Below are 17,472 nucleotides of genomic sequence, written 5' to 3'. Positions count from 1 at the left end.
GTGCCCGTCGCCTCCCCGTACGCGTCCCGCCTCGCCCGCATCCCCGTCCGCCGCGCGGAGGTCGAGATCCTGGGCACGCGGACGGCCTACTGGGTGTACGGGCCCGACGACGCCGAGACGAGCATCCTGGCGGTGCACGGGTTCCGCGGAGACCACCACGGGCTCGAGCCGGTCGTCGCGCATCTGCCCGGCGTGCGCGTCGTCATGCCCGATCTCCCTGGCTTCGGCGAGACGCCGCCCGTGCCGGGCCGGCCCCTCGACCTGGATGCGTTCGTCGCGTGGCTCACCGCCTTCGCCGCCGAGGTCGCGCCGGGCGCCGTCGTGCTCGGGCACTCGTTCGGATCGATCGTCGCGTCCGCGGCCGTCGCCCGCGGACTGCCGACATCACGGCTCATCCTCGTGAACCCGATCGGCGCGCCCGCGCTCGAGGGACCCCGGGGCGTGCTGACGCGCCTGGCGGTGCTCTACTACGCGGCGGGCGCTCGGCTGCCCGATCCCGTCGGCACGTGGCTCCTGCGCTGGCCGGTGATCGTGCGGATCATGAGCATCGCGATGGCGAAGACGCGCGACAGGGCCCTTCGCCGCTGGATCCACGACCAGCATGATCGCTTCTTCTCGGGGTTCTCCGACCGGCAGGCGCTGCGCGAGGCGTTCGTCACGAGCGTGTCGCACGATGTGCGCGCGTTCGCCCCGCGCATCGCCCAGCCCACGCTGCTCATCGCCGCCGACCGCGACGACATCACGCCGATCGAGGCCGAGCGCGCGCTGCGCGGGCTGTTCCCCGATGCGCGGCTCGTCGAGCTGACCGACGTCGGCCACCTCATCCACTACGAGAGGCCCGCGGAAGCGGCCGAGGCCATCCGCTCGTTCGTGTGAGGCGCGCTCAGCGCTCGCGGCGCGCGAGCTCCATGAGGCCGCTCACGCGGTAGGGGATGGCTTCGCTCATCACGAGGGACGTCTCGGTGCGCTCGACACCCGAGACGGACAGGATGCGGGCGTCGACGTCGAAGAGGTGGCGCGCGTCGCGGCACGCGACGAGCGCGAGCAGGTCGACCTGCCCGCTCACGCCGTAGACCTGGATGACCTCGGGGATGCGCCGCAGCTCGTCCGTGATCGCAGGGAGCTCGGGCTGGCGCACGCCGATCGACAGGAACGCCTGGAGCGGGAAGCCCAGGCCCTCGGTCGAGATCGCGCGCTCGAACGAGTGGAACACGCCCGCGCGCTCAAGGCGCGCCATGCGGGCCTGCACGGTGTTGCGGGAGAGGCGAAGGCGCTCCGCGAGCGCGACGACCGTCGCCCGCGGGTCCTCGGAGAGCGCGGCGAGGAGCTCGAGATCGACGTGATCGAGGGAGGCCATAGAGAGAGACGGTAGCACCCGGGCCGTCGCGCGATTGCGCATCCTGCTCAGTCGTTATCGGATCGATTGCGCGTGCTGGTCCGGAACCCCGGCCGACACGGCCGTGACTGCGCGAGCGGCTATCCTGACCGGGATATGAGAGCTTCCCGCCGCCTCCTCGCGCTTCCCGTCGTCGCCGCGGCAGCGGTCCTCGTGCTCTCGTGCGCGCCATCCGCGCCGTCCTCGTCCTCGCCATCCGAGCCCGGTGCATCCGCCCCCGGTGCAACAGCCCCCGGTGCATCAGCACCGTCGAGCCCGACCGCAGCGCCCGATGCGGCCGCCGCGCTGCTCGAGGAGGCCCGCGACCCTGCCGCGTGCGCTGTCACCTTCGCGGGGGAGGGCATCGCGCTCGATCCCGTTCTCGCCACCGAGGGCGCGCACGTCGCCGAGCTGCCGCTGCCGGAGCGCGAGGGCGCGGTGTTCGCCGGCTGGTACCTCGACGCCGAGGCCGCGGCGGCCCTCGACGTCGCGCAGCGCGTGAACATCGCCGACGTCGTCTCATGCGACGAGGACCGCAGGCTCCCGCTGCACGCCGCGTGGACGACACCCGAGGAGACCGCAGCCGCCGACGTCGGGGTGCCGATCCTCATGTACCACCAGTTCACCGCCGACCCCGCCGGCGTGGACGACCCCCTCCGGCTCAACTGGGCGTACGCGGGCGACTTCGAGCAGCACATGGCCTATCTCGCCGACGAGGGCTACTACCTGCCGAGCTGGCGCGAGCTGTCGGCGTTCATCGACGGGCGGCTGCGGCTGCCCGAGCGCTCGATCATCGTCACGGACGACGATGCGCACGCGTCGTGGTTCGACCTCGCGGTGCCCGTGCTCGACGAGCACGGCGTGCTCGCGACGTCGTTCGTCATCACGAAGTGGCGTTCGGAGCCGACGCCGTCGCCGTACGTGCTGCAGCGCTCGCACACGCACGACATGCACGATCCGGGTGCGGACGGGCGCGGACGGATGGTCAACTGGACCCCCGAGGAGATCGCCGCGGATCTGCGCACGTCGGCGGACATCCTCGGGGCGGCGGAGGTGGTCGCCTACCCGTTCGGCCATTACGACGAGCGGAGCAAGCAGGGCGTCGCCGACGCGGGCTTCGAGATGGCGGTGACGATCGAGCCGGGGTTCGTCCGTCCGGGCGCCGACAAGCTCGCCCTCCCGCGCGTGCGGATCGACTACGGGATGGGCCTCGAGGCCTTCATCGACGCCGTGAGCTGAGACGCCGGGGCTGCGTGTCTCGGTTGGCGCGGGAGAGACGCGTGGGTCAGTCGGCGGGGACAGCGGAGTACGACAGGAGCGAGAGGCCGTCGTCGTCCAGGCGGAACGCGTGCTGCGACCCGTTCTCGACGCGCTCGCCGGGGCGGGGGAACTCGCCGTCCGAAGCGAGGGCGATGAGCACCCGGATGAGCGACCCGTGCGCGACCGCGATGAGCGGTCCGTCGACGTGCGCGTGCGCCGCAGCGGCGTCGCGCAGCGCGGCCACGGCCCTGGTCGCAACCGCCTCGTCGCTCTCGGCGTCCGGACCCATGGCGCGGCGCTGGAGCTTCCAGAGGTCCTCCGAGGTCATGCCCTCGGCCGAGGCGTAGTCGCGCTCGACGAGCCCGTCGTACAGGGCGGGCCCCGGCACCCCGAGGACGCCGGCGATGATCTCGGCGGTCTCTCGTGCGCGGCTCAGCGGGCTCGACACGACTGCCGCGTATCCGCCGTGGCGCAGCGCCTCAGCGGCCTCGCGCGCCTGAGCGCGTCCGGTGTCGTTGAGCGGGATGTCGGTGCGGCCCTGCACGCGGCCGAGCATGTTCCAGTCGGTCTGCCCATGGCGGACGAGGGTGATGACGGTCACCCCTCGAGCCTAGGGGCACGCGCCTCAGAGAGCGCCGGATCCTCGAAGGGCCGGCAGCTCGTCGGCCAGCGCGGCGAGCACCTCGCTCGTGCCCGCGTCGACCTTCACCGTCGCGCGCCGGTCGGCGCGGGTCTCCCCGCGGTTGACGATCACGACGGGGATCCGACGACGCCGTGCGCGCTCGACGAGACGGATGCCCGAGTTCACGACGAGCGAGGAGCCCGCCACGAGCAGGGCCCCGCTCGTGGCCACGAGCTGCTCGGCCTCCCGGAACTTCTCCGCGGGGATGAACTCGCCGAAGAACACGACCTCGGGCTTCAGGACGCCTCCGCACACCGTGCAGTCCGGGACGACGAAGCCCTCCGACGACGCGGGGAGGACATCGCCGTCCGGCCCGAGCTGCACGCGATCCGGCACCGTGATCCAGGGGTTCTCCCGCTCGAGGCGCTCGCCGACGTCGCGGCGGTCGAACACCTGCCCGCAGTGCGTGCAGAGAACCCGGCGCATCGTGCCGTGCAGCTCGACGACCCTGCGCGATCCCGCGCGCAGGTGGAGCCCGTCGACGTTCTGGGTGACGACGCCCGTGGCGACCCCCGTGCGCTCGAGTGCGGCGATCGCGGCGTGCCCCGCGTTGGGCTCGGCGGCCGCGAACGCCTTCCAGCCGAGGTGCGATCCGACCCAGTAGCGCCGCCGCGCCGCCTCGTCGGAGAGGAACGTCTGCGCCGTCATCGGCGTGCGGCGGGGCGCACCCTCGCCGCGGTAGTCGGGGATGCCGGAGTCCGTCGACACGCCGGCACCGGTCAGCACGGCGATGCGGCGCCCGGCGAGCACCTCGATCGCCTGTCGGACGCCGGCGGCCGCGCCCGCGTCGATCCGCTCGGTGAGAACCATGGAGCCTCCTCGTGGCCGAGTCTAGGCGCGCTGTCTTTCGCGGAGGTTACGGACGGCTCATCCCGCGCCCGGATGGGACGATGGACGGATGATCCTGCACCCGATCGACGACCCCGCCGACGAGCGCCTCGCCGACTACCGCGACCTCACCGACGTGGCGCTGCGCCGCGTCAGCGAGCCCGAGCGCGGCCTCTACATGGCCGAGTCCGCGAAGGTGCTCGGCCGTGCGCTCGCCGCGGGCCACGCGCCGCGGTCGGTGCTCACGGCGCGCAAGTGGCTTCCGGACGTCGAGCGGCTCGTGGGCGATCGGGAAGTCCCGGTGTACGTCGTCCCCGACGAGGTCGCCGAGCAGGTGACGGGGTTCGCGGTGCACCGGGGCATGCTCGCGGCCATGCAGCGTCCTGAGCCGCCCGCGGTCGCGGAGGTGCTCGCTCACGCGAGGACAGTGCTCGTGCTCGAGGACATCGTCGACCACACGAACGTGGGCGCCGCCTTCCGCGCGGCCGCAGGTCTCGGCGCGGACGCCGTGCTCGTGACGCCGCGGTGCGCGGACCCCCTCTACCGTCGCAGCGTGCGGGTGAGCATGGGGACGGTGTTCCAGGTGCCCTGGACGCGGCTGCCGGAGTGGGCGCCTCGTGAGGGCGTGGGCGCGCGCGAGCTGCTCACCGCGTCGGGCTTCCACCTGGCCGCCATGGCGCTCGCCGACGACGCGGTGCCGCTCGATGCCTTCGCCGCCCGCCGCCCGGAGCGGGTCGCGTTCGCGATGGGCTCCGAGGGCGACGGGCTCAGCCGTCGCGCGCTCGCCGCGGCCGACACCGTCGTGACGATCCCCATGGCGGGCGGCGTCGACTCGCTCAACGTCGCGTCGGCGGCCGCGGTGGCGCTGTGGGCGCTGCAGCACCCGCCCGCGGGCTGACGGTCAGTCCTCCGCGATCGAGACCGGGCCGGGCTGCGGGCGCTTCGCCGAGACGAAGTCTCCCGAGGACTGATGGCGGAGCCGCCGCAGCACCCACGGGACGAGGTGGCTGCGGGCCCACACGAGATCGTTCTGCCGCGCCGCGCGCCAGGAGGACGCGGGCCGCGGGTCGGGCTGGAGCGGCTGCAGGTCGTTCGGGACGTTGAGCGCGCGCAGCACCATGCGGGCGACCTCGTGGTGCCCGAGCGGGTTCATGTGCAGCCGGTCGGCCGCGAAGAAGCGCGGATCCTGGATCTCCTTGAGCGCCCACTGGTCGGCGACGACGCAGTCGTGGCGGTCGGCGATCGCCCGGATGTTCTCGTTGTAGATCGCGATCTTGCCGCGGAACGGGCGGAAGACCGGCGTCCAGGCGACGTCGATCCCGGTGAAGACGACGATCGTCGCGCCCTGAGAGCCCAGGCGCTCGACGGCTGCCTCGAACTGGGCGGCGATCGCGTCGGGATCGGTGCCGGGGCGGATGACGTCGTTGCCGCCCGCGCAGAACGTCACGAGGTCGGGACGCAGCGCGATCGCCGGCTCGACCTGCTCGTCGACGATCTGGCCGATGAGGCGCCCGCGCACGGCGAGGTTGGCGTAGGCGAAGTCGTCGACCTGCCTCGCGAGCACCTCGGCGACGCGATCCGCCCATCCGCGATGGCCGCCCGGAGCCGCAGGATCCGGGTCGCCGATCCCCTCGGTGAACGAGTCGCCGAGCGCGACATAGCGCCGCCAGGGGTGGACTCCCTCGTTGTCGGCCGCCGCCATCCGCGTCTCGTCGCCCGTCGCCATGGTCCCTCGCCTCCGTGCCTCGCCCGCGCCTATCGAGACTAGTCCCGGTCGTCGAGACCAGCGCACCCCGCACCGGTTTCGGCGCCCGGGGCTAGTCTCGACGAACGCTGGAGATCGTGTCCGCGGCACCGTCTAGGGTTGATCCCCGTGCTGAGTCCGTCCTATCCGCAGAGAGCTCCCTGGGGGACGGCGGGCAAGCTGCGCGCGTGGCAGCAGGAGGCGCTCGACATCTACTTCGCGCAGCCCGACCGCCGTGACTTCCTCGTCGCCGCCACCCCCGGCGCCGGCAAGACGACCTTCGCGCTGACCCTCGCGAACGAGCTGCGCCATCGCGGCGAGGTCGATCGGATCATCGTCGTGTGCCCGACCGAGCACCTCAAGACGCAGTGGGCCGACGCCGCGGCGCGCGTGAGCATCCGCCTCGATCCCGAGTTCAAGAACAGCCACTGGCAGCCCGCGCGCCACTATCACGGGGTCGTCGTGACCTATGCGCAGGTCGCGATGAAGCCCGAGGTGCATCGCGAGCTCACGAAGAGCGCGCGCACGCTCGTCATCCTCGACGAGGTGCATCACGGCGGTGACGCCCTCAGCTGGGGCGACGGCATCCGCGAGGCGTACACGCCCGCGGTCCGGCGCCTCTCCCTCAGCGGAACGCCGTTCCGCAGCGATGAGGCGCCCATCCCGTTCGTCGAGTACGCGCCCGACGCGCAGGGCCTGCGCACCTCGATCACCGACTACAGCTACGGATACGGCCGCGCGCTCGCCGACGGCGTCGTGCGCCCCGTGCTCTTCCACGTCTACTCGGGCCACATGACCTGGCGCACGAAGGCCGGAGACGAGCTCGAGGCGCACCTGGGCCAGGACAACACGAAGGACATCACGTCGCAGGCGTGGCGGACGGCGCTCGATCCGAACGGCGACTGGATGCCCGCTGTCCTGCGCTCCGCGGACAAGCGGCTCACCGAGATCCGGCACCACGTGCCCGATGCCGGCGGCCTCGTCATCGCCACCGACCAGACGAACGCCCGCGCGTACGCGAAGATCCTGCATGAGATCACGGGCCAGCGCCCGACGGTCGTGCTCTCCGACGAGGCCGAGGCATCGAGCCGCATCGAGCAGTTCTCCGCGAACACCACGCGCTGGATGGTCGCGGTGCGGATGGTGTCGGAGGGCGTCGACGTGCCGCGGCTCGCGGTCGGGGTCTACGCGACGTCGTCGTCGACCCCGCTGTTCTTCGCGCAGGCGATCGGGCGCTTCGTGCGCGCTCGCCGCAGGGGAGAGGCCGCGAGCGTCTTCCTGCCGAACATCCCCGTGCTCATGGCCCTCGCGACCGAGATGGAGCGGCAGCGCGACCACGTCCTCGACCGCGGCGAGAAGGACGAGGACGGGCTCGACGACGCGCTGCTCGAGGCGGCGGAGCGCGGCGACAAGGCGTCCGACGCGCTCACGCAGGAGTTCGAGTTCCAGTCGCTCGGCTCCGTCGCGCACTTCGACAGCGTCGTATTCGAGGGGCAGCAGTTCGGGCAGCTCGCGGAACCGGGAACCGACGAGGAGCTCGAGTTCATCGGGCTGCCCGGCCTGCTCGAGCCCGAGCACGTGCACGAGCTGCTCATGCAGCGGCAGAGCCGCCAGTCGAAGCACCGGGAGGCGCGCGAGGCGCGCACGCAGTCGACGGGGGAGGAGACGACCCTCCCCGCTCCGCTGCACCGCACCCTCAAGGAGCAGCGCCAGCTGCTGAACAGCCTCGTGGGCGTCTACGCGCGCCAGTCGGGCGAGCCGCATGGCGCGATCCACGCCTGGCTCCGGAAGACGTGCGGGGGTCCGGCCGTCGCGCAGGCGACCGTCGCGCAGCTCCAGAAGCGCATCGACACGCTCCGCCGGCGCGTGCACAGCTGAGGCTCGTTCGGCGCTCCGAAATGCTGTCAATCCGCGTCCTGACGCGGTGACGCGGCGAGCCGCGAACTAGCGTGGAGGCATCCCCCTCACCTCTCCACGAAGGAGCCCGACGTTGGCCGCGCCCTCCGACCATCCGCTCGCCCCGACCCCCGCAGACCGCCGCAGGTGGGCGCAGTACCTCGTCGACGAGCGCGCGGAGGCCGCCGTCTACGAGCAGCTCGCGCGGCGGCGCTCGGGTGAGGAGAGGGAGATCCTCCTCGCCCTCGCGGAGGCCGAGGGGCGCCATGAGGCGCACTGGGTGGAGCTGCTGGGCGGCGAGCCGGCGAAGCTGCCGTCCGCGAGCGTGCGCACGCGTCTGCTCGGGTGGATGGCCGGGCGCTTCGGCTCGGTGTTCGTCCTCGCTCTCGCGCAGAACGCCGAGGCGCGCTCGCCCTACGACAGCGAGCCGTCGGCGACCGCGGCGATGCGCGCCGACGAGAAGATCCACCACGAGGTCGTGCGCGGCCTCGCCGCGAAGGGGCGTCGTCGGCTGTCCGGCACGTTCCGCGCAGCCGTCTTCGGCGCCAACGACGGGCTCGTCAGCAACTTCGCCCTGGTCCTCGGGATCGGAGCGGCCGGGGTCGCCCCCGAGTTCGTGCTGCTGAGCGGCATCGCGGGGCTCCTCGCCGGGGCGCTCTCCATGGGCGCCGGGGAGTTCGTGTCGGTCCGCTCGCAGCGCGAGCTGCTCGAGTCGACGGAGCCGAGCGGCTACGCGGACGGGGGTCTGCCCGATCTCGACCTCGAGGCGAACGAGCTCGCGCTCGTCTACCGGGCGCGCGGCCTCGGCGAGCAGGAGGCGCTCGAGCGCGCGCGCACCGTCATCGAGGATGCGAAGCGCGGCAGCATGCCCGCTCGCGCGCGGCACGGCGACGCCCACGAGGTCGTCGGCGGGGCGTGGCGCGCCGCGCTCTCGAGCTTCCTCTTCTTCGCGTCGGGTGCGATCATCCCGGTCCTGCCGTGGCTGCTCGGGCTCGGTGGACTGCCCGCGGTGCTGCTCGCCCTCGTCCTCGTCGGGATCGCGCTCATGCTGACCGGTGCGACGGTCGGCCTCCTGTCCGGGGGATCGCCGCTGCGGCGCGGCCTGCGGCAGCTCGGCATCGGCTTCGGGGCGGCCGCCGTGACCTATCTGCTCGGTCTCCTGTTCGGCGTGTCGCTCGGGTGACGCGCCCGGGGTGCGCCCCGGTTCGTCGGGATCCCGGAGGGGTGGTAATGTTGTCTCTCGGTTCGGGAAACGGAGTGAGAAGCTCCGGAGAACGGATCACACCCAATGCGCGGGTGGCGGAATAGGTAGACGCGCTAGCTTGAGGTGCTAGTGCCCGTATTAGGGCGTGGGGGTTCAAGTCCCCCCTCGCGCACAGCGGAAGGCCCCGGTCGAGAGACCGGGGCCTTCGCCGTTTCCGGGTAGCGTGGAGCGCATGCCCGAAGCCGAGATCCCCGAAGTCGCCCGCATCGCCGCCGATCTCATCCGGATCGACACGACGAACTTCGGCGGCGGCGACGCGAGGGGCGAGCGCGAGGCGGCCGAGTACGTGGGCGCCTACCTCGAAGGCCTCGGCCTCGAGACCGCGTACCACGAGCCGATCCCGCGCCGCACGAACGTCTGCGCGCGCGTGCGGGGGCGCAATCCCGACAAGCCGGCGCTCGTGCTGCACGGGCACCTCGACGTCGTGCCGGCGATGGTCGACGACTGGTCGGTCGATCCGTTCGCGGGCGAGATCCGCGACGGCATGCTCTGGGGTCGCGGCGCGGTCGACATGAAGAACATGGACGCGATGATCCTCACGTCGGTCGCCGAGCTGCTGCGCGCGGGGGAGCAGCCCGAGCGCGACCTCGTGCTCGCGTTCTTCGCCGACGAGGAGAATGGCGGCGTCGAGGGGTCCCAGCTCGTCGTCCGCGACCGCCCCGAGTGGTTCGACGGCGCCACGGAGGCGATCAGCGAGGTCGGCGGGTACTCGATCCCCGTGGGCGACCGCAGCGCCTATCTCCTGCAGGTCGGCGAGAAGGCCCTCATGTGGGTCACGCTGGTCGCCCGCGGACGCGCAGGGCACGGCAGCAGGTTCCACCCCGAGAACGCCGTCACGCGGCTGGCCGAGGCCGTCGCGGCCCTCGGGGCGCGCACCTGGCCGGTCGAGCTCACCGAGACGACCCGCCGCCTGCTCGAGGGGATCGGGGAGATCACGGGCGACCCCACGCGCGACCCCGACGCCCTCGCTGCGCACACAGGGCCGGCCGAGGCCTTCGTGAAGTCGACGTTCCGCACGGTCGCCAACCCCACGGGGCTCACCGCCGGGTACAAGCACAACGTGATCCCCGACGCGGCCTCCGCGACGGTGGACATCCGCGTCCTCCCCGGATCGGAGGACGCCGTCCTCGCGGAGGTCCAGCGCATCGTCGGCCCCGACATCGAGATCCGGATGTTCCTGCGCGACATCGGCATGGAGATCCCGTTCGAGGGCCCGCTCGTCGAGGCCATGGTCGGCGCCCTCGGGCGGCACGATCCCGGCGTCCCCGTGCTGCCGTACCTGCTCGGCGCGGGCACGGACAACAAGGCGCTCTCGACGATCGGCATCGCCGGCTACGGCTTCGCCCCGCTGCGGCTGCCTCGCGACCTCGACTTCACGGGGATGTTCCACGGGGTCGACGAGCGCGTCCCGGTCGACGCCCTGGAGTTCGGCCAGCGGGTGCTGACCGACCTCATCCGCACGTACTAGCCCGCGCTCCCCGGTCATCCGGGAGTCTGACGCGATCATCAGCAGCCGTCGCCTAAAGTCGTGACGTCGCGCGCTCCGCCGCGGCATCGCGAGAGAAAGACCCCATGTCGTTCATCGAAGCCATCATCCTCGGGCTCGTGCAGGGCCTGACCGAGTTCCTCCCGATCTCCTCGAGCGCGCATATCCGCGTCGTCGGCGAGTTCCTGCCGTCTGCATCGGACCCGGGAGCGACCTTCACCGCGATCACCCAGATCGGCACCGAGCTCGCGGTGCTCGTGTACTTCTGGAAGAAGATCGTCCACATCGTGAAGCAGTGGGCCCTGTCTCTGTCCGGACGCGTGCCGCGCAACGACCCGGACGCGCGGATGGGATGGCTCGTCATCATCGGCACGCTCCCGATCGGCGTGCTCGGCTTCCTCTTCCAGGACGTCATCCGCGACGTCTTCCGCAACCTCTGGCTCGTCGCGACCGTCCTCATCGTCTTCGGCATCATCCTCGGTCTCGCTGACCGCTACGGGCGTCGCGAGCGCGACATGGCGCACATCACCTATCCGCACGGGCTCACGCTCGGCGTCGCGCAGGCGCTCGCGCTCATCCCCGGCGTGTCGCGTTCGGGGGCCACGACGACCGCCGCTCGCGCGCTCGGCTACAACCGCACGGCGGCCGCCGAGTTCTCCTTCCTGCTCGCCGTCCCCGCGGTCTTCGGCAGCGGCCTCTACGAGCTCATGCACGCGCTCACCGAGCCCGGCGAGCAGGGCTACGGGATGGCCGAGACGCTCGTCGCGACGGTGATCGCGTTCGTCGTGGGCTGGATCGTCATCGCGTACCTCATGCGGTACCTCAAGCGCGGCAGCTTCCTGCCGTTCGTGCTGTACCGCGTGGGCCTGGGCCTCGTGCTGTTCGCCCTGCTCGCGACCGGCGTCCTCACCGCGTACTGATCGGGAAGGGGCGCCCTGGTGCGGCGCCCCTTCCGCTCAGCGGCGGCCGTCGCGTCCGTCGCGCGGGTCGTCGCGGTGGAGGTACCGCTCGAACGCCTTCGCGATCGCGTCGCCCGATGCGTCGGGCGAGTCCACGGTGTCGCGCGTCTGCTCGAGCTGGCGGATGTACTCGCTCATCTCCTCGTCGTCCGCGGCCGCCGCGTCGATCGTGGCCTCCCACGCGGCGGCGTCGGTCGCGAGGGTCCCCTTGGGGACGATCGCGCCCGTGAGCTCCTCGAGTCGCGTGAGCAGTGCGAGCGTCGCCTTGGGCGACGGCGTCGCGCCCGCGACGTAGTGCGGGACGCTCGCCCACAGCGACAGCGTCGGGATGCCCGCGCGCTCGGCGGCATCGCCGAGCACGGTCAGGATGCCGACCGGCCCCTCGTACGTCGAGCGCTCGAGGCCCAGCTGCGCGCGGACCTCGGCGTTCTCGCTGCTCGCGAACACCGAGATCGGCCGCGTGTGCGGCACATCCGACATCATCGATCCGAGCGTCACGAGGCCCGTGATGCCCTCCGTGAGCGCGCGGTCGACGAACTCGCTCGCGAACGAGCGCCACGCGCGGGCCGGCTCGCTTCCCGTGATCGTCCAGAACCACACGTCGCCGGTGCCCTGCTCGGGGCGGTGCAGCGTCGCCTCGGGCCAGCGGAGGCTGCGGCCGCCCTCCCCGTCGGACTCGATCTGCGGCCGCGTGTACTGGTAGTCGAAGTAGAGCTCGGGGTCGACCGAGAACGCGGGTCTGAGATCGGCCTCCTCGCGCAGCTGCCGCACGGCTCCCGTGGCGGCTTCTCCGGCGTCGTTCCAGCCGTCGAAGGCGGCGACGATGATCCTGCGTCCGAGTGTCTGCACCGGGTTCCCTCCTCCCGCAGCGCGGGTGTCCGTCCAGGTTAGTCCCGGATGCCGCCCCAGTAGGCTGAACCGGTGACAGTGAAGCAGCCCCACGCCGTGCTCTGGGACATGGATGGCACCCTCATCGACTCCGAGCCGTACTGGATGGCCGCGGAGACGCCGCTCGTGGAGAGCTTCGGCGGCACCTGGGACCACGAGCAGGCTCTGCAGCTCGTGGGCCTCGGCCTGCACGACGCCGCGCGCGTCCTGCAGGGAGCGGGCGTGCGGATGGACGTCGACGCGATCGTCGAGCACCTCACCGACGACGTGCTGCGCCAGATGGGCGAGCTCGGCGTCCCGTTCCGCCCTGGCGCGCAGGAGCTCCTGCGCGAGCTGCGCGCGGCCGGTGTGAAGACCGCGCTCGTCACGATGTCGATGCACCGCATGGCGGCCGCGATCGTCGAGCTGCTCGAGTTCGACGCCTTCGACCTCGTGCTCGGCGGAGACGACGTGCCGATGCCGAAGCCGCACCCCGACCCGTACCTGCGTGCCGCCGAGCTGCTCGACGTCGACATCGCCCACACGGTCGCGATCGAGGACTCGCCCAACGGCCTGCGCGCCGCCGTCTCGTCGGGCGCCGTGTCGCTCGGAGTGCCGCACTTCGTCGGTCTCGACGGCGTCGGCGCACACGAGCTGTGGCCGACCCTCGAGGGCCGCGGCATCGCCGACATCACCGCGCTGTACAGCGCCCACCGCTCCTGACCCCCATCTCCCGGAGGACACCCATGACCGCGCCTCGCGGCCCCTTCCGCTTCGGCGACCGTGTGCAGCTCACCGGCCCGAAGGGCAAGATGCACACCATCACGCTCCGCGAACGCGGCGAGCTCCACACCCATCACGGCGTGCTCCGGCACGAGCAGCTCGTCGGCCAGCCCGACGGCTCGGTCGTGGAGAACTCGAGCGGACACGAGTACCTCGCGCTGCGGCCCCTGCTCCGCGACTTCGTGATGTCGATGCCGCGCGGCGCCGCGATCGTCTACCCCAAGGACGCGGCGGCGATCGTCGCGCAGGCCGACATCTTCCCCGGCGCGGTCGTCGTCGAGGCCGGCGTCGGCTCGGGAGCGCTGTCGCTGTCGCTGCTGCGTGCGGTGGGAGCGTCCGGACGGCTCATCTCGTTCGAGCGGCGCATGGAGTTCGCGGAGGTCGCGATGGCGAACGTCGAGACCTTCTTCGGCGAGCGCCCTGCGCACTGGTCGGTCGTCGAGGGCGATCTCGCCGAGGCGCTCCCCGGCGCGGTCGAGCCGGGCGGCGTCGACCGCGTCGTGCTCGACATGCTCGCACCGTGGGAGGTGCTCGAGCCGGTCGCCGACGCGCTCGCTCCCGGCGGCGTCGTCATCTGCTACGTCGCGACCGCGACGCAGCTGTCGCGCGTGGCCGAGTTCCTGCGCGGGCTGGGCTGCTTCACGGAGCCGGAGGCGAGCGAGACGATGGTGCGCGGATGGCACGTCGACGGGCTCGCGGTGCGACCGGATCACCGCATGGTCGCGCACACGGGCTTCCTCATCATGGCGCGCCGCCTCGCCCCGGGCGTCGTGCCCCCCGAGGTGAAGCGCAGGGCGTCGAAGAAGAGCTACACCGACGAGGACCTCGAGATCTGGACCCCCGGCGCCGTCGGGGACCGCGACATCACCGACAAGAACCTCCGCAAGCGCGTGCGCGAGGCGCAGCGCGCGGCGGAGGGCGCTCGCCTCGCGGCCGGTGCGGTGTCGGGGGAGGGTGAGCAGGGTGCTTAGACTGATGCCCGTGCGCAAGACCCCCGCTCTCCTCTCCGTCGCCGCCCTGACCACGCTCGCCCTGGCCGGCTGCAGCCCCTTCGGAGGATCCGGCGCATCGTCGTGCGACCGTGCAGAGGGCGCCGACCCGACGCTTCCCGACCTCGTCCAGGTCGACGGAGCACTCGACGAGGCGCCGCAGGTCGACATGCGGTCGCCGTTCCACGTCGACGAGACGGCGTATGCCGACGTCGAGGTGGGCGACGGCCCCGCCATCGCGACGATGGACCAGGCCGGTGTGCTCGACATGACCCTCTACGACGGCACGACCGGCGAGATGATCATCGGCACGTCGTACTCGGGCGACCTCTCGAGCGTCGGCGCCCTGTCGCAGTGGACCACGCAGTTCCCGGGCCTCGAGGACGCGCTCGAATGCGCGACCGAGGGCTCGCGCGTGATCGCCGCGCTCGCCGAGGACGACGTGGCCCCCGAGGCGCGGCAGACGTACGCCCAGGCGGGCTTCCCGCAGGAGGGCTCGATCGTCGCGGTGGTCGACGTGCGCAAGGTCTACCCGGCAGCCGCCTCGGGGACGCTCCAGTACAACGACGGGTTCGGCCTGCCGAGCGTCGTGCGCGATCCCGACGGACGCCCGGGCATCGTCGTCCCCGACGCGCCCGCGCCCGAGGAGCTCGTCGTCCAGACGCTCATCAAGGGCGACGGCGAGAAGCTGACCGCCGACGACACGCCGCTCGTGCACTACACGGGCGTCCTGTGGGACGAGAAGACGGTCTTCGACTCGTCGTGGGAGAACGGATCGCCCGTCCCCTTCCCGCTCGAGGACGTCATCGAGGGCTTCACGAAGGGCCTCGTGGGCCAGACGATCGGCTCGCAGGTCATGATCGTCGTGCCCCCGGAGCTCGGATACGGCGACGAGGGCCAGGGCACGATCCCCGGCGGCGCGACGCTCGTGTTCGTCGTGGACATCCTCGGCGTGCAGGACGCGCCCACCCCGTAGCAGGTGCGCCCCTCGCCCCGCGGGGATCCCTAGGATGGCTCTCGTGGCCGAGCGGATCCCAGCGGAAGAGCGACTGATGAATCTCGTGGTCGCCCTCGTGGCGACCGAGATCGGCCTCACGAAGCAGCAGATCCTCGACAGCGTGTCGGGGTACCGGCAGCGCGCCGGCGCGCGGTCCGACGCGCTCGACAAGATGTTCGAGCGCGACAAGGACGACCTCCGCGCGCTCGGGGTGCCCCTCGAGACCATCCCCTCGAGCACCGACCCGAACGACCTCCGCGACGCCCGGTACCGCATCCCGAAGTCGGAGTACCACCTCCCCGAGGACATCTCGTTCTCGCCGTCGGAGCTCGCCGTGCTGAGCCTCGCCGGCGAGGTGTGGAGCTCGGGATCGCTGTCGGCGGAGGCGCGCTCCGGGCTGCGGAAGATCCGCGCGCTCGGCATCGACGTGGATGAGCCGATCCTCGGCTTCGCGCCACGGCTCACGGCGCACGAGCCCGCGTTCGCGCCGCTCCAGTCGGCCATCGAGGCATCCCGCGTCGTGACGTTCGCGTACCTCAAGCCGGGGGAGGAGCGCGCACGCCGCCGGCGGCTGGCACCCCTCGCGCTCGTCGAGTACGAGGGGCGCTGGCACGTCTACGGTCGCGACCTCGACGCGGACGCGGACCGGACGTTCCTCCTCAGCCGCATCACGGGCGACGTCGAGACGACGGCGGAGACCTTCGACCGATCCGCACGCGAGGGAGCGGGGGAGCGCGCCCTGTCCGGGCTCGAGGAGGTCGCGGCGAGGCAGCGCGCGCTCGTCGAGGTGACGCCGGGCAGCGAGGGCGCCCTCCGCCTGCTGCGCCGCGCGGAGCCCGCCGTGCAGGGCTACCGCGTCCCCTACGTCGACCGGCACATCTTCGCCGACGAGCTCGCCTCGTACGGTCCCGAGGTGCGCGTCGTGGAGCCAGCGGACCTGCGCGAGGCCGTCATCGAGCGCCTGCGCGCGGTCGCCGCGCTGCACGAGGGGGAGGCCCGATGACCGTCCAGCGACCGAACCTCCTCGCGAGCGACCAGGTCCGCATCCTCCTGACGCTCGTGCCGTTCCTCTTCGAGCGCGGCGAGGTGTCCGTCGACGACGCGGCGGCCGAGTTCGACGTGACGCCGGCGCAGATGCGCCGGCTCGTGCGGCGCCTGCCGCTCATCGGACTCCCCGGCGAGGACGGCTGGTACCAGATGCCGAACGAGATGTTCGACATCGACTGGGACCTCCTCGAGGAGCACGACGTCATCCTCATCAAGGAGAAGGTCGCGCTCGACCGCGCGCCGCGGCTCACCGCGCGCGAGGCCGCCGCGCTGCTCGCGGGTCTGCAGCTCGCTCGCGGCATCCCCGGCGTCGCCGACACCGAGGTGTACGCCCGCCTCGTCGAGAAGCTCGCGCGCGGTGCGTCGGGAGCGCCCGCCGAGCTCGTCGTCGCGCCCGAGCCGGTCGACGAGGTGCGATCGCTCGTCTCGCGCGCGCTCACGGCGCGGGTCGCGCTGTCGTTCACCTACCGCGCACCCGACGCCGGGCCGACGACGCGCACCGTCGACCCCATGAGCGTCCTCATCACGAACGGGCAGTGGTACCTCCAGGGGTGGTGCCATCTGCGGCGCGCGGTGCGGACGTTCCATCTCGACCGGGTGAGCGAGGCGCGCCTGACCGACATCCCGATCGAGCATCGCGACGAGCACGCGGGGGAGGCGGGCTTCGGGCAGGTCGACGGCGATCAGATCGCGGTCGTGCGGTACCCCGCGGATGCCGCTGCGCTCCTCGGCGACTACCTCAGGCACGCCGAGGTCTCCGAGGAGGGCGGCACGGCGACCGCCCGCATCCGCATCGCCGACGCGCAGACGCTGCGCCGACTCGCCGCCCGGCTCGGCGGGCGGCTCGAGATCGTGTCGCCGCCGCAGGCGCGCCGCGCGGCGGCCGAGTGGGCCCGCGCGGGGCTCGCGCTGTATGGAGTCGACTGAGCGTCCTCGAGGAAAACAGTTTCCGATCGCCGGGCCGACCTCGGCGCGTCGGGTCGACGGGCTAGAATCGCCTCGAACCCAGACTTCCGATCGATGGAGACCCCTCATGCTCGGCAATCTCAACGGCTGGCACCTGCTCATCCTGCTGGCCGTCATCCTCCTCCTCTTCGGCGCGGCGCGTCTCCCTGCCCTCGCCAAGAGCGTCGGCCAGTCGGCGCGCGTCTTCAAGGGCGAGATGAAGCAGATGAAGGAGGAGAGCGGGGAGGACGACACGAAGAAGGCCGCCGAGCCGGGGTACACGCTGAACGGCGAGACCGTCGAGCGGCCGAAGGCGGATGGCTCCGCCGGCAGCACGCCGCAGAGCTAGC

Annotated in this window: 18 protein-coding genes and 1 tRNA gene; 14 read left to right on the top strand and 5 right to left on the bottom strand. The window is 72.2% G+C overall.

Annotated features, from left to right (window positions below; translation table 11 throughout):
• A complete protein-coding gene (locus PKE79_RS02800; RefSeq protein WP_271172122.1) occupies positions 1-876 on the top strand; it encodes an alpha/beta fold hydrolase in 876 nt (291 codons plus the stop codon).
• Between the two features lie 7 nt (positions 877-883).
• Here the strand turns inward: PKE79_RS02800 and PKE79_RS02795 are convergent, their stop codons facing one another.
• The gene (locus tag PKE79_RS02795) at positions 884-1,357 is read right to left on the bottom strand and encodes an Lrp/AsnC family transcriptional regulator (RefSeq protein WP_271172121.1); all 474 of its coding nucleotides are present in this window, start codon (positions 1,355-1,357) and stop codon (positions 884-886) included.
• 135 nt (positions 1,358-1,492) lie between these two features.
• On the opposite strand from PKE79_RS02795, the gene PKE79_RS02790 reads away from it, so the two are divergent.
• On the top strand, positions 1,493-2,614 hold the full coding sequence (locus PKE79_RS02790) for a polysaccharide deacetylase family protein (RefSeq protein ID WP_271172120.1): 1,122 nt from the start codon (positions 1,493-1,495) through the stop codon (positions 2,612-2,614).
• Positions 2,615-2,660: 46 nt separating this feature from the next.
• Here PKE79_RS02790 and PKE79_RS02785 read toward each other — a convergent pair whose 3' ends face one another.
• Both PKE79_RS02785 and PKE79_RS02780 read right to left on the bottom strand, forming a co-directional pair.
• Positions 2,661-3,236 carry a histidine phosphatase family protein gene (locus PKE79_RS02785; RefSeq protein WP_271172119.1) on the bottom strand — a complete coding sequence of 192 codons (576 nt, stop codon included), beginning with the start codon at positions 3,234-3,236 and terminating at the stop codon, positions 2,661-2,663.
• Positions 3,237-3,260: 24 nt separating this feature from the next.
• The gene (locus PKE79_RS02780; protein WP_271172118.1) at positions 3,261-4,127 is read right to left on the bottom strand and encodes a Sir2 family NAD-dependent protein deacetylase; all 867 of its coding nucleotides are present in this window, start codon (positions 4,125-4,127) and stop codon (positions 3,261-3,263) included.
• A gap of 88 nt (positions 4,128-4,215) precedes the next feature.
• Between PKE79_RS02780 and PKE79_RS02775 the strand changes: the two genes are divergently transcribed.
• Positions 4,216-5,043 carry a TrmH family RNA methyltransferase gene (locus PKE79_RS02775; RefSeq protein ID WP_271172117.1) on the top strand — a complete coding sequence of 276 codons (828 nt, stop codon included), beginning with the start codon at positions 4,216-4,218 and terminating at the stop codon, positions 5,041-5,043.
• A 3-nt stretch (positions 5,044-5,046) separates the two neighbouring features.
• Here the strand turns inward: PKE79_RS02775 and PKE79_RS02770 are convergent, their stop codons facing one another.
• Positions 5,047-5,871, bottom strand: coding sequence for an SGNH/GDSL hydrolase family protein (locus PKE79_RS02770; RefSeq protein ID WP_271172116.1), 825 nt, complete (start codon positions 5,869-5,871; stop codon positions 5,047-5,049).
• Between the two features lie 138 nt (positions 5,872-6,009).
• Here PKE79_RS02770 and PKE79_RS02765 point away from each other — a divergent pair, with 138 nt between their 5' ends.
• The 5 genes from PKE79_RS02765 (at position 6,010) to PKE79_RS02745 (ending at position 11,455) form a co-directional block, all read left to right on the top strand.
• Complete coding sequence (locus PKE79_RS02765) at positions 6,010-7,767, top strand: DEAD/DEAH box helicase (protein ID WP_374727734.1); 1,758 nt, start codon at positions 6,010-6,012, stop codon at positions 7,765-7,767.
• 112 nt (positions 7,768-7,879) lie between these two features.
• Positions 7,880-8,968, top strand: a complete 1,089-nt coding sequence (locus tag PKE79_RS02760; protein WP_271172114.1) for a VIT1/CCC1 transporter family protein — start codon at positions 7,880-7,882, stop codon at positions 8,966-8,968.
• Between the two features lie 107 nt (positions 8,969-9,075).
• Positions 9,076-9,161: transfer RNA gene (locus PKE79_RS02755), tRNA-Leu, on the top strand.
• 60 nt (positions 9,162-9,221) lie between these two features.
• Positions 9,222-10,517 (top strand): M20/M25/M40 family metallo-hydrolase, encoded by a 1,296-nt coding sequence (locus PKE79_RS02750; RefSeq protein WP_271172113.1) that lies wholly within the window; start codon positions 9,222-9,224, stop codon positions 10,515-10,517.
• A gap of 104 nt (positions 10,518-10,621) precedes the next feature.
• A complete protein-coding gene (locus tag PKE79_RS02745; RefSeq protein WP_271172112.1) occupies positions 10,622-11,455 on the top strand; it encodes an undecaprenyl-diphosphate phosphatase in 834 nt (277 codons plus the stop codon).
• Between the two features lie 36 nt (positions 11,456-11,491).
• Here PKE79_RS02745 and PKE79_RS02740 read toward each other — a convergent pair whose 3' ends face one another.
• Positions 11,492-12,343: a PAC2 family protein gene (locus tag PKE79_RS02740; protein ID WP_271172111.1), complete on the bottom strand. Its 852-nt coding sequence runs from the start codon at positions 12,341-12,343 to the stop codon at positions 11,492-11,494.
• 72 nt (positions 12,344-12,415) lie between these two features.
• On the opposite strand from PKE79_RS02740, the gene PKE79_RS02735 reads away from it, so the two are divergent.
• From PKE79_RS02735 to tatA, 6 genes are all read left to right on the top strand, one after another.
• On the top strand, positions 12,416-13,084 hold the full coding sequence (locus PKE79_RS02735) for an HAD family hydrolase (RefSeq protein WP_271172110.1): 669 nt from the start codon (positions 12,416-12,418) through the stop codon (positions 13,082-13,084).
• 23 nt (positions 13,085-13,107) lie between these two features.
• Positions 13,108-14,115 carry a tRNA (adenine-N1)-methyltransferase gene (locus PKE79_RS02730; RefSeq protein ID WP_271172109.1) on the top strand — a complete coding sequence of 336 codons (1,008 nt, stop codon included), beginning with the start codon at positions 13,108-13,110 and terminating at the stop codon, positions 14,113-14,115.
• Between the two features lie 10 nt (positions 14,116-14,125).
• Positions 14,126-15,109: an FKBP-type peptidyl-prolyl cis-trans isomerase gene (locus tag PKE79_RS02725; protein ID WP_271172108.1), complete on the top strand. Its 984-nt coding sequence runs from the start codon at positions 14,126-14,128 to the stop codon at positions 15,107-15,109.
• A 34-nt stretch (positions 15,110-15,143) separates the two neighbouring features.
• Complete coding sequence (locus PKE79_RS02720) at positions 15,144-16,133, top strand: helix-turn-helix transcriptional regulator (RefSeq protein WP_374727732.1); 990 nt, start codon at positions 15,144-15,146, stop codon at positions 16,131-16,133.
• Positions 16,130-17,104 carry a helix-turn-helix transcriptional regulator gene (locus tag PKE79_RS02715; protein ID WP_271172107.1) on the top strand — a complete coding sequence of 325 codons (975 nt, stop codon included), beginning with the start codon at positions 16,130-16,132 and terminating at the stop codon, positions 17,102-17,104. The genes PKE79_RS02720 and PKE79_RS02715 overlap by 4 nt, the downstream gene beginning before the upstream one ends.
• A 106-nt stretch (positions 17,105-17,210) precedes the next feature.
• On the top strand, positions 17,211-17,471 hold the full coding sequence (gene tatA / locus PKE79_RS02710; RefSeq protein ID WP_271172106.1) for a Sec-independent protein translocase subunit TatA: 261 nt from the start codon (positions 17,211-17,213) through the stop codon (positions 17,469-17,471).
• The last annotated feature ends 1 nt before the right edge of the window (position 17,472 follow it).

The organism is Microbacterium barkeri (assembly GCF_027921765.1).
Taxonomy (GTDB): Bacteria; Actinomycetota; Actinomycetes; order Actinomycetales; family Microbacteriaceae; genus Microbacterium; species Microbacterium barkeri.
This window is presented reverse-complemented; position numbering and strand designations above follow the sequence as displayed.